We start from the raw sequence: 12500 nt of genomic DNA on the forward strand, positions 1-12500 counted from the left end.
TTTGGTTTGCGGTGGCCGATTTAGATTTATCTATGGACCGGGGTCTAAGCCCTATCGAACGACCTAAACACCGACCCATAGGAAGGTGTTTGCTAAGTTCCATTAAACTTTACTTGAATACTGTGAATTGCTTCCTAAGGGGCGCAATTCAGGGAGTGAGATTGAGTTCATCAGAGAGCGATCAATCTGCCACCGGCCTTCTTGACTCCGTCGAATCAAGAATATCACACTTCGAGCTGTCTTACATCCAAGAACCATACTAATCTAAGGATCGCGAAATAGGAGGTGGAAAGGTTCGGGAAATTTTTCTTTACCACAAAATCATACTTCTCGCAAGTAAAAAGCCTCATTCTCGTCTGAACACTTGCGTTTTATTATATGTAAAGTTCGTATTCACGTAAAATGTATGCTATACGAAGTTATTACGAGTGAGATTGAGTTCATCAGAGAGCGATCAATCTGCCACCGGCCTTCTTGACTCCGTCGAATCAAGAATATCACATTCGGAACTGTCTTACGTCCAAGAATCATACTAATCTATTGGCGCTCGGCGGGATTGGGACAAACTTTTAGTCTATCGACGTCTGAAAAACAGTGTGCTGGATTTGGAGAACCTTGACTGAATTTAACAATACACGAAAGTGGTGGTTCGAGTTCCAATTTTGGATTTTAGGGTAAGTTAGAAAAATACGTGTAAAAATTTCAAGAATTTCCGAGTATAGCATCTATTTGTTTTGAAACTTTTGAATTCGATTCGGATTGGTTTCTAAAAATGTAAAGTTTTTTCAATATAATAACCTGTCCCAAAACTAGAACAGGTTATTGTAGCTTGATCTTTCTGATAGAGTACAACAAAACTCAATGCCTTCGCTTTCTAAGGATCGTTTGGTAGGTTTTAAGACACGTTGTAAGGGAGTTTTTAAAATTCTTTTTGGGAATAAAATATAACTGTTATTAGGTGAAATAAGATGATTCAAACCATCGATCGAAAATTAACGTTGAATACTCAAAATTTTTATAAATATCTGCCGGCACTTTCCTCTTTTACGGAGATTATAGAACCTTCTAATTATTTTACCGTTCCAGACGATTGGAATATAGTCATCACGGATGTGGTGAATTCTACCGATGCAATTCGAAATGGGCATTATAAGGACGTAAACATCGCGGGTGGTATTACAGCGATGGCCGTCTCCAATATCATGGGGGATATGGATTATCCGTTTTTATTCGGAGGGGACGGTATGACATTGTTGCTTCCGGATAGCCTTCTTTCCGCAGTGAAAGATATCTTATTTTCGATTCGAGAATCGGTGAAAAGCAACTTCGGCTTGAAGCTCAGAGTCGGAATCGTAAACGTAGGGGAGTTGAAAAAAAGCGGTAAAGAATTAAAACTTTGTAAATTAAAAATTTCCGAATTTTACAATCAGGCGATCTTAACGGGAAACGCTTTAGATATGGCGGAAAATCTCATTAAGAATAACGATTTGACGAACCCTTATATTATCCCATTGACTCATAAGCCTAAGATTAAACCGGATTTTACAGGTTTTACCTGTCGTTGGCAGGATATTCCAAGCCATCGGGGAGAAACGGTTTCGTTTATCATTAAGATGAATTCTTCAAGCGTCGCTTCCGATCAAGAATTATTGAAAATTGTACTGGATCAAGTTGGCGTTCTCTTGGGGAACGACGTGGAAATTCATCCTCTTAAAGAAGAAAAAATCAAAGTGGATCTATCCGGAAAATATTTTCGTAAAGAAGCGGCAGTTCATTCTGGAAGTAGAAAAGGAATTTTTCATTTTTTAAAGATGCTCAAGATCAAAATCGAAGGGATTACGCTCAACCTTGCCATCAATACACAATGGAAGTTCGGTCCGAAAGTGAACGGAATGGAACTGCGAGAATTAAGAAAATCTCAAGTACTTGCTTCTGATTTTAGGAAATACGACGGGACATTAAAGATGGTCGTTGCTTGCGATTCCGATTCCAGAGAATCGTTTCTCAAATTTTTGGAAGACCTTTATAAACAAGGAAAGCTCTTTTACGGATATCACGTTTCTGATAGGGCTTTGATGACTTGCGCTTTACACGAAGGTTCTGTGAGGGAAGTCCATTTTGTGGATTCGGCGGACGGAGGTTATGCTCTCGCCGCAATTCAGCTCAAAGAACAAATAAAAGCGTCAAAAAATTAAACCGAGTTTTATTTTCCAATTATCGTCGAAAAGTTTATAATTACAAGTGAGTTCCTCTCCTTTTAGAATCAATCTCGTCGCAATGTCTTGTCCCATTGGGTTCGTTTGATCACTCGTAAAATCTTCTTTCGTATTCGGATCGTCACTGTGATTCATAAACTTGGAATTATCCGAGCAGTAGAACCATTTTCCGGCGGTTTGATAGGAATAAGTGCGAAACATTTCTTGAACGGATAGCGGAAGGGAATTCAGTTCTTGATCAGTTAAAACCCAAACCGTCTTAGGATGGTATTTCCAAATCAATTCGCCTTTTTGAATGTCTCGACCGGCAAAAAGGCCGAAACCGCCAATTGGAGAATCAGCGATGTATGTAGGTACTAAGAGCATTGGAAAGAATGTAATTTAGCTGGGAAAAAAATTGCAAGTAAGAAAAGGAATTCCTACAAGACCATGGCCTGCTGTTCGGGCTCGGGAACGGAAAATCTTTCCAGTTTTCCATTGCGCATTTGAAAAACCTGATCCGCTTCTCGGATTGTGGAAAGTCTATGAGTGACCGAGATTACCGTTCTTCCTTCTCTTAACAAAGAAAGGGTTTTCATAATTCTTGCTTCCGTTACCGGGTCTAAGGAGGAAGTCGCTTCGTCCAAAAGAAGAATCTGAGGATTTCTTAAGAAGGCTCTTGCTATCGCGATTCTTTGTCTTTCTCCGCCGGAAAGTTTGGTTCCTCTGTCTCCCGCGTTTGTTTCGTAGCCCATAGGTAACGAGAGAATCATCTCGTGTATTTCGGCTTTTTTGGCCGCTTCAATCGCTTCTTCCAGAGTTGCACTCGGTTTACCGATACGGATGTTTTCAAAGATGGTAGTGTTGAAAAGAAATGTTTCTTGAAATACTACGCCTATTAAGGATCGAACTGAACTTCTGGATATGGAATTTAGATTCATACCGTCAAAAAGAATTTTTCCTTCGTTAGGTTGTACCATTCCTAGGAGAAGCTTGATGAAAGTGCTTTTGCCAACTCCCGAACTGCCTACGATGGCGGTATAACTTCCTTTGGGAATCGTGAGAGTGATATCGCTTAGATTTTTTGATCTTCCTTTGTATCGGAAATGAACGTTCTCGAAGTGGATCGCCTCTTTCAATTCTGGGATCGAAGTTTCTTCCGGATCTGGTTCGAATACGGGGGCGCGTAATAATTCTAAGATCCGTTTTGCCGATCCGCTCGCGTGATTCAGTGCAGGTAAATATTGGGAAAGATACAATAAGGAATAACTTAAATTTAAGAACGGGGGTAAAAAAGCCGCTAAAGTTCCGATACTAAGTGCATTATGATATGCGAATATAGTTCCTACAAGTAAGAGAACTCCTTGAAGAAATAGAATTCCTGAACCGGCGGAACGCTCCAAATAGGAGTTCGTCAGTCCGAGTCGAAGGGAAACTTGAAACAGTTTTTCACAGCTGTTCTTGAATCTGTTGAAGAAGTAATCGCTTAGATCGTAAGCCCGGATCAAATTCTGTGCGGAAATAGATTCTTCCACCAAACTGAGTACTTGAGCTTCTTCTAATTTTCTTGCGTAGCTGATTTCCGTGGATTTTCTGGATAAAAATCCCGGCCCTAAAAAACTGATGGGCCAGATGAGTAATGCGATCAAAGCAAGCTTCCAATCCAATAAAAAAAGTAGAATAGTCCCAAAGATCGCCTCTAAAAGAGGACCGAGTCCCCAAGGAATAAACGCTAGAAGGGCGTGTTCTAATGCCGCAAGATCGTTGAAAAACCTGGAAAGAATATCCCCTAACTTATTGTTGGAAAAAAAATCCAAATTCAATCGATCCAAATGTTCGTACATCTGCAATCGAAGGTCTTGGATAATTCTTGCGGAAGCCCAGTTATAAAGATAATCTCTCACGGTTCCAAGAATTGTAAAAGTAATCGTTCCGATCGCAAGATAAGCTCCGATCCAATAAAGTGCGTTTTGATTTCGATTGATGAGAGCTTCGTCGATTAAATATTTAAAACTAAAAGGGATACTCGCATAAAATCCGATCTCGAAGCAGAGAAGCCCGATGATAACGGAAATTCTTCCCTTATATTTTTTGGCGAACCGAAATAATCCGAAAATCAAAAGACCTGGTGCGCCCTCTGTTTCCGAGTTCGGTTTTTCCTTTTTCGGATTCAGGGCTTTCCATTTTTTAGCGGAGCCTTTTTCCTTTTCCAGCGGCAAATGTTCCGATTTTTGGATCAGGTCCGGATTGTATTCAAGAGGTCTTTTCATACCGTTTTGGGAAATGTCGTTCCTTTTATTTTTGGCAAATATCTTTCATTTCCACTCTACTTTGATTGTTTTCCTTCGAAACCCTGAGGCAAGAATTTTTCACCGGATAAGAGACAGAATGCGTCTAGAAAAGAGTCGTTTTTTTTGAAACGCACAATTATCTTTGTAACCAGGTCTATAGAATGATTCATTTTCACTATAAAGAGAACGATGGGTTTTATACGGTTACTTTAAAAACTACCGAAACTGCCCCCGGCACTCTCCATAAAATGGTGAAAGCGATGTTTTTTATGGGTTGGGAAATCGTTTCCGGCGACATCAAGACGATAGAAGAGGAAGGCCAATTTTATAGCTACGATATTTTTACATTAAAATCAGATGAAACAGATTCTAAAATCAAGGCTTCTAAATTGGGGGTTCTCATGTCTTCCGTATTTACCGACGATTTCGCTTTGGAAGAAATTATTCATCATTCAAGCGAAGTTGATCTTAGAAATACTTATCACCTCGGCCCCGATTCCAAGTTGGAATTTGAAGATATAGAATTGGGAACTAAAACTAAATTTACCCTCGAAGCTCCAGATAGAAAAGGTCTTCTTTACTTTGTTACTGGAGTGCTCAAAGAAAACGGAATTAACATTCATTCCGCGACGATTCGAACGGATCGGACCGGAAATCGAGCTCAAGATACCTTTATACTTTCCGATACAAAAGGAGGAAAGGGTTTTGCTGGTTCGGCATTAGAGGATCGCGTAAACCGAAATATACTTGAGATCAGTTTAAATTCTTCTTGGAAATAATCGATAAAATAATTTTTTTTTTCGTCTCTTATAAAAAATATTCAGTGCAAACAGTTTATTCCCACCTTTTCATGGATTAACAATGGAATTCTTGAGCCGCTATTTAATGTACGTTAGCTAGTACCACTGTATTCAAAAGATAAATTCACTATTTAAGATTATTCTCATGGACGCCCAAAAAGACTTACAGAAATTCGATTTTACGGAAGAGATCATTCAACACTTTAAAATCAACAGTGTCATTCCGGTTGATTTCTACAACAGAAACGGGCAAATTCTCATTCATAAAAAGGAAAATGCCGACGGAGAAGACATTACAAAATTACTAAGGTTTGAAAACCAAGGGATCTACTTTCTAAAATCCGAATTTGAGAAAATTGCCGGTGGAAAACAAGGTTCCGGATCGGATACCGTAAATGGTCGGGAAGTAAGTTTTGCTAAGTTAGTTAACGCTGAACTAACTGTCGAGCTTGCAAGAAATGCCTCAGGTTTTTTATCCGAGTTAAAAAAATTTCCTCTTCACGGAAATCAGATAAGACATCTTAATAAATCTATCGACGGAATATTAGAAGACTTTAAATCTACGCCCGATATGGAAAACGGGTTAGTCAACATCATTGAAGTTATGAGTAATGCTGGAGTTCCAATGGATTCCGAGATACTCACGAAACGCACCGTAATCTCCATGGCGATGAAGGTAAGAGCGGGAAAGGTTTTTACCAAAGTGGATATGGAACAGAAGAAGTTAGATCAGATGAACCTGATGATGTCTTCTTATCTTGCGGATGTGGGTTATACTCAAATGAAAATTCCGGTGCAAAAGGATCTGAAGACGGAAGAATTCGAATACATCAAAAATCATCCGATCATCAGTTATCTTATGGTGGCTAACCTTCCAGATTTAGATGATAACATCAAAACTCTGGTTCTCAATCACCATCGTCCTCACAAAGGCGAGGGGATGAACAATAATTACCCTCAGCCAAAAGTTCTTGTTCATAAGCTCAATCTTTATAAGGAAAAATATAAGGATGATCCGATGAAGACCGTTTTGGTCGGTGATATTCAAAAGCAGATACGGAATATTCTCACCAATAACCTTCCCATAGAAGATATTGGGGTTATTTCCATTGCGGGAGAATTTGCTTCTTTAACCACAAGACAGGAATGGAGAGAACCGTTTGAGCCTTTGGTTGCGATGAAGCTCATTTTGAATAATAGTTTTTTTGCATATAATGAAAAGACTCTGAGGGATTTTTACGATCACATCGGTCTTTCCTTGTGCAATAATCAACCTTTTATTCAAGAAGGAGATTTTGTAATTGTAGTTACACAGGATTCCAATCAGAAAGTGTTTTTCGAGGTTTGTATCATTCGGGAGATGTATAAAACTCAGATTCGCCCTATGCTGGAAAGGATCGGAACCATCCGACCAAATTTCAGCAATATGGGAAAACTAAGGATTTCCGGATTTGATATTTCTTCGTTAAAACTCGATCGAAGAAGAGCGATTTACAATCTTGAGAAAAATCAAGATCCGAGAAGGATCGTTTATGTCCTAGATCCAAATATGGATGCTCGTCTTTACGAAGAATTAGCTAAGCAGACTGGCGAACTTCCCAAAGAAAGCGCCTGAAATCGCTCTTTTCGATTCCAAAAGTGTCAGTCGTTTTTACGGAAAGCCTATGTTTTCCTTTAGCGTTTGTCCCAAAACATTAAAAGAAATCAGTTACAATCATTCGGTCTGTAATAAAACGTAGGAGTTCCCACGTTTTAGTGGATAGGAGTTAGGGGGCAGTGGTTAGGACTTTACATACATTACATTACATACACGCCCCTGACATCTACTGATCTCTATATAAAGGAGTACCGCCAATTTTAGCACAAATCCCCGTTTAGATGTAGAATTCTGGACACTCTATTATGTAGGGATGAGTAATTCCTATTCACTGACCCCTAAATTCTCGCTTCTCTTGCGCTCGATAAAACTCTTCTATTGGCGCGAAACAGGTTTGGGCAGACCTTAAGGCCTTCCAACTTGAATTGAAAAGGGATATTCTTCCTAAATTCAGGTAAGTTTCTAAAAAATCCTCACATTGTCGCTGAGATTTCATTTTTGTGTGTTGTTCGCTATTTTTGAGAGAGAAGTTATTGTTTTTTGGAAATAATTTATTAATTAATTTTTTTTGATTCAAACCGATTTTGAGTTAAAATGTACGTTTCATAAATAATTTTTTTCCAGTCCGATTCTGTATTCTTCCTGAGTAGAAATTGTGAATGGATTCCATGGTACGCAGACCTTTTTCGAAACGGAACTAAAGGTATTTGATAAAATGAATTCTAATATGAATCATAGCTCACATTCGGTTAATAAGGAACTTCTGGAAAAATTCGAATTCAATTCTGAAGTTATCAAGAGTTTTATCAGTCAGAGTGAAGTACCGGTCGATTTTTATAATAAAAACGGCCAGATCTTAATCCACAAAAAATCGGATGCATCTGAAGAAGACGTTACAAGGCTTCAAAAATTTGAAAGTCAGGGGATTTATTTTCTTATTTCGGAAAAAGATAAATTTATCAAACCGAAAAATCCGGATGCGGTCCACGGAAGAGAAGTTTCCTTTACCAAACTCGTAAATCCGGATCTTACGATAGCCCTTGCTAAAGAAGCTTCTGGTCTTTTGGAGGAACTCAAACATTTTCCGTTGACCAACAATCATATCCGTTTGGTTCAGAAAGGTATCGACGATATTCTCGCCGACTTTAAGGCAAGTTCGGATATGGAACTGGGACTTGTAAACGTGATTGAAGTGATGGGACAGGCCGGTGTTAGAGCGGCTTCTGAGATGATGACCAAACGTACAGTCATTGCCATGGCGATGAAATTAAGAGGAATGAAAGCTCTCAGTAAAAACGATAACGAAATTCAAAAAACTAAACAACTCAACGTTATGCTTGCTTCCTTTATGGTGGATATCGGTAAATCCAGGATGAAACTTCCGAATCATATCGATCTTCGTCCAGAGGAATTTGACTATATCAAAAATCATCCGATCATCAGTTATCTTATGATTGCAAATTTAAGTGGAGTCAATTCGGAAGTCAAATCGGCGGTACTCAATAGTCATAGGACTTTCCGTGGAGAAGGTTTGAATAATAATTATCCTTCGACAAATATGATTATCCGAAAACTGACCGAGTATCTTCAAAAGTATAAAGACGATAAATCAAAGCAAATTTTGATCAAAGACATTGAGAAACAGATTCATCATATTCTAGGCAATATTTACACGGACGAAGATCCTGGAATTATCTCGATCTCCGGGGAATTCGCTTCTCTCAGTTCAAATCAAGAATGGCGTCCTGCATACGACGCTGTTGTTTCGATGAAACTAATTTTGAATAACAGTTTCTTTTCTTACAACGAAAAGATTGTTCGAGACTTTTTCGATCTGATGTCTTTGAGTCTTTGCGAGAATCGTAGCGTTCTCAATCCGGGTGACTACGTCATAGTCGTTTCGATGGATTCTCAAAAAAAAGTGCACTTTGAAACCTGTGTTATCAAAGAAATTTTCAAACATCAAACAAGACCGATTCTAGAAAGAATCGGGACAATCCGGCCAGTGATTACCAGTAAGGGAAAGATTAAAATTCAAGGTTATGATCCGTATTCTTTCCGTCAGGATAAAAGAAAAGCGATTTTCGATTTGAATAACAGTATGGATCCGAGAAGGGTCATTTACATTATCGATCCAGAATTGGAACCGAATCTTTACGAGAAAGTTGATCAAAATTTTAGAGGAACAATTCCTCGTTCTGTGGCCTGACAAAACTAAAGCTTTCTTTTAGAAACTCCTTTATCCCTGGACTTTATCTTATTTTCTTGGTATTTATGCCTTCTAGTTGGGGAAAAATTTTTAAAATCGGTACGTTTGGAGAATCTCATGGAAAATCCGTGGGAGTTATCATTGAAGGAGTTCCTGCAGGAATCCCCATTCGTTTGGAAGAAATTCAAAAAGACTTAAATCGAAGAAGACCGGGCCAGAGTAATCTTACGACCCCTCGAGATGAAACCGACACGGTTCGTGTGGTTTCCGGAGTTTTTGAAGGTAAAACGATCGGATCTCCGATTGCTCTAGTCGTGGAAAATCAAAATACGAATTCTAAAGATTACGAAAATTTAAGAACCACATACAGGCCTTCTCATGCAGATTATACATATCAGATGAAATACGGTTTCCGTGCCCATGTGGGAGGAGGTCGTTCTTCCGTTAGAGAAACAATCGGCCGGGTTGCGGCTGCCGCTATCGCGAGAATGATCCTCAAAGACGATCTTGGAATTGAAACCGTTGCATGGGTAGATTCGATTGGAACGATTCAATCTACCATCGGCGAAAAGTATCCCAAATCGAGGGAAGAAGTGGATCAAAACGAAGTTCGTTGTCCGGACGCCGCAAGTGCGGATCAAATGCGCTCTTTAATTCTCAAAATGAAAGAAGTGGGGGATAGTGTCGGAGGAACAATCAAATGTGTGTCCTATAATCTTCCTCCCGGATTAGGCGATCCCGTTTACGATAAATTAGACGGAGACCTTGCAAAGGCTATTCTTTCCATTCCTGCGTGTAAGGGATTTGAGGTTGGTTCCGGATTTTCGGGAACACTTTTGACTGGAAGCTCGCATAACGATGAATTTTATGTGGAAGAAGAAACCGGAAAAGTCAGGACGAAAACGAACAATTCTGGAGGATTACAAGGTGGCATTTCAAATGGGGAAGAACTGGTAATTCGTGCCGCTTTTAAACCGACCTCCACGATTTTTAAAAAACAAAATACGATAAATCTTAAAGGAGAGGAGACCACTCTGGAAGCCAAAGGCCGTCATGATCCTTGTGTTCTTCCAAGGGCTGTCCCTATTATTGAAGCTGTAGTTAATTTGGTACTCGTGGACGCGTACCTTTATCAACGGGCGATCAACCCTCAATGGTTTCAAAAATGGGCCCACATTCCCGATTATTACAAAGATTTAGAACTCTAAGAATCAGTCTCAAAATGGATGTGGATGTTTTAAAATTTTCATCCAAGAACGCCAAGACGATCCGGGGCAGGTTCTAAAATCTAAAATCGATATGGGAATCAATTCGTATGGAAAGAATCCGATAAATTTAAAGTAGAACCTAGGAAGAAAAGTGACAAACGAGTAACTTTTTAGAAACGGGTTGCCAGAATGAGAATAGTACGTTTCTATAGAATTGTTTCCCGGTATCGGGCAACGATCAAAAGGATGATTCCATGGTAAAAATCAAGATCGACGGAATCGAGTATGAGGTGGATGAAAAAAAGAACCTCATATCGGCGGCTAAAGATGTCGGGATCGATATTCCTTTCTTCTGTTATCACCCTAAACTTTCCATTGTGGGCATGTGTAGAATGTGTCTGATCGAAATCGAAGGAGTTCCTAGACTTCAAGCGGCTTGCAATACAAAGGTGACGGAAGGTCTTTCCATTTTCACAAAAAACGATCGTATCAAAGAAGCGAGGGAAGGAACAATGGAGTTTCTTTTAGCCAATCATCCGTTGGATTGTCCCGTTTGCGATAAAGCCGGAGAATGTCAACTCCAAGACAATGCCTTTCAGGAAGGGAACGGTAATTCTAGGTTTACATTAGAAAAAAGGAATGTTCCTCAGGAGGAAATCGGCACTAATCTGATCATCAATCATAATCGTTGTATCGTTTGTTATCGTTGCGTCCGTTTCGAAGAAGAAATAGTAGGGGAATCCAATCTCGGTCTTTTTGAAAGAGGATATCATTCCATCATCGGTCTTGCAAAAAGCGAACCGATTCAACATAACTTTCAAGGCGCACTTGCGGATCTTTGTCCGACCGGGGCGCTTCTTAACAACAAGACCTTATTTAAATCGAGAGTATGGTGGTATAAAAACGCAGAATCGATTTGCCACGGTTGTAGTACTGGTTGTAACATTACAACTAACGTAAGAGATAATAAAATGTATCGATACATGCCCCGAATTGACGAGGAAAAAGACATGTACTTTCTTTGCGATATAGGACGTTTTGATATCGATTGGTTGAATGAAAATCGTTTATTCGCTTATTATCGAAACGGAAATATTTCGGAAAGTGCGATCGTATTACCCGCAATTGCGGAAAAAATTTTGAATTCAAAAAAGATAGCGGTCCTCGGCGGGGCGGCCGAATCGAACGAGAATTTGAAAACAATTCTACAAAGTGTGGAGTCTTTTGGAAAATCGGTTATTCTGGAAGTGAGAATAAACGAGGTTCAATACAAAGTCCCCGAACAGAAAGACTTCTTGATGACTACGGATTTAAGACCGAATACGAGAGGTGCCGTGGATTCCGGTTTTGTTTCTTCTCAGGGAATAAACGCGGTTCGCAAGGCCATCGAATCGGGGGAGGTCGATTTGGTCTTTATAATTAAGGAGAATATAAAAGAGTTTTTACCTTCTATTTTTTCTAATGCGACTGTTGTATTGTTGGAGACTAATTTAACTCAGGAAATTGGCGAAGTCGCATTTGGAATTCCAATTCAAACGTTCGCAGAGCAATCGGGTTCTTTTACGAATAAGAACGGGTTAAACCAACATTTTCAAAAAGCGATGGAACCGCCTAAAGGTTTATTGAATTCGGGTTCTGTTTTCCGGAAGTTGGCGGAACTGGTCAAAGAATCTATGTCTTCTCCTAAGGAGGTTGGCGTTGGGAACCGTTAACGTAGTACGTGTAGCAAGTCTTCATAAACTTTCCTGGTATGAAAAGTTTTATTTTTATTCCATCGGCAAAGGGCTTTGGATCACACTCAAACATTTTATCAAAGCGGCGATTTTAAGAAGAACGGTCACGATCGAATATCCGGAGGAAAAAAGAAAATACTCCACACGTTTCCGCGGAATGCATACAATGAAACGGGATGAGCAAGGTCGTGAACGATGTACAAGTTGCTTTTGTTGTATGTGGATTTGTCCCGCTGACGCAATTTATATCGAAGCGGGAGAAGTAACTCCTGAAATTCAACATCTTCATCCCGAAGACAAATACGCGAAAAAATTTGAGATCGATTTGCTACGTTGTATTTTTTGCGGCTTGTGTGAGGAAGCTTGTCCGAAAGGTGCGATCTATCTGGATGGCCCCGGTGAAATGGCGACTGATAACCGAGAAGACTTAATATTAACTAAAGAAAGAATGATGCAAATCGTAGGCG

At 39.6% G+C, this 12500-nt stretch carries 10 protein-coding genes (1 of these 10 running past the window's edge); 8 read left to right on the plus strand and 2 right to left on the minus strand.

The genetic code is table 11. The features are described 5' to 3' along the window. The first annotated feature begins 727 nt into the window (after positions 1–727). Positions 728–778, plus strand: a complete 51-nt coding sequence (locus LEP1GSC062_RS26005) for a hypothetical protein (protein WP_482793271.1) — start codon at positions 728–730, stop codon at positions 776–778. Between the two features lie 190 nt (positions 779–968). Then, positions 969–2195, plus strand: coding sequence for a DUF3095 domain-containing protein (locus tag LEP1GSC062_RS05635; protein WP_010577550.1), 1227 nt, complete (start codon positions 969–971; stop codon positions 2193–2195). Here the strand turns inward: LEP1GSC062_RS05635 and LEP1GSC062_RS05640 are convergent. Together LEP1GSC062_RS05640 and LEP1GSC062_RS05645 are read right to left on the minus strand one after the other, a co-directional pair. Next, positions 2184–2582 (minus strand): SET domain-containing protein, encoded by a 399-nt coding sequence (locus LEP1GSC062_RS05640; RefSeq protein WP_010577551.1) that lies wholly within the window; start codon positions 2580–2582, stop codon positions 2184–2186. The genes LEP1GSC062_RS05635 and LEP1GSC062_RS05640 overlap by 12 nt on opposite strands. 53 nt (positions 2583–2635) lie before the next feature. Continuing rightward, on the minus strand, positions 2636–4465 hold the full coding sequence (locus LEP1GSC062_RS05645; RefSeq protein WP_020983720.1) for an ABC transporter ATP-binding protein: 1830 nt from the start codon (positions 4463–4465) through the stop codon (positions 2636–2638). 182 nt (positions 4466–4647) lie between these two features. On the opposite strand from LEP1GSC062_RS05645, the gene LEP1GSC062_RS05650 reads away from it, so the two are divergent. The 6 genes from LEP1GSC062_RS05650 to LEP1GSC062_RS05680 all read left to right on the plus strand — a co-directional run. After that, positions 4648–5265 (plus strand): ACT domain-containing protein, encoded by a 618-nt coding sequence (locus LEP1GSC062_RS05650; protein ID WP_020983694.1) that lies wholly within the window; start codon positions 4648–4650, stop codon positions 5263–5265. A gap of 166 nt (positions 5266–5431) precedes the next feature. Then, a complete protein-coding gene (locus LEP1GSC062_RS05655) occupies positions 5432–6901 on the plus strand; it encodes an HD-GYP domain-containing protein (RefSeq protein ID WP_010577554.1) in 1470 nt (489 codons plus the stop codon). A gap of 697 nt (positions 6902–7598) precedes the next feature. After that, the gene (locus tag LEP1GSC062_RS05665; protein ID WP_020983692.1) at positions 7599–9092 is read left to right on the plus strand and encodes an HD-GYP domain-containing protein; all 1494 of its coding nucleotides are present in this window, start codon (positions 7599–7601) and stop codon (positions 9090–9092) included. Positions 9093–9157: 65 nt separating this feature from the next. After that, positions 9158–10300, plus strand: a complete 1143-nt coding sequence (gene aroC / locus LEP1GSC062_RS05670) for a chorismate synthase (protein WP_010577557.1) — start codon at positions 9158–9160, stop codon at positions 10298–10300. A 254-nt stretch (positions 10301–10554) separates the two neighbouring features. Continuing rightward, positions 10555–12012, plus strand: coding sequence for an NADH-quinone oxidoreductase subunit G (locus tag LEP1GSC062_RS05675; protein ID WP_010577558.1), 1458 nt, complete (start codon positions 10555–10557; stop codon positions 12010–12012). Next, a protein-coding gene (locus LEP1GSC062_RS05680) for a NuoI/complex I 23 kDa subunit family protein (protein WP_002620302.1) crosses the window boundary here: on the plus strand, positions 11999–12500 show its 5' portion. 26 nt of this gene lie beyond the right edge of the window; 502 of the gene's 528 nt are visible here — the first part of the coding sequence; it begins with the start codon at positions 11999–12001; its stop codon lies beyond the right edge, outside the window. Before LEP1GSC062_RS05675 ends, LEP1GSC062_RS05680 begins: the two co-directional genes overlap by 14 nt.

The organism is Leptospira alexanderi serovar Manhao 3 str. L 60 (genome assembly GCF_000243815.2).
In the GTDB taxonomy this organism is placed as follows: domain Bacteria; phylum Spirochaetota; class Leptospiria; order Leptospirales; family Leptospiraceae; genus Leptospira; species Leptospira alexanderi.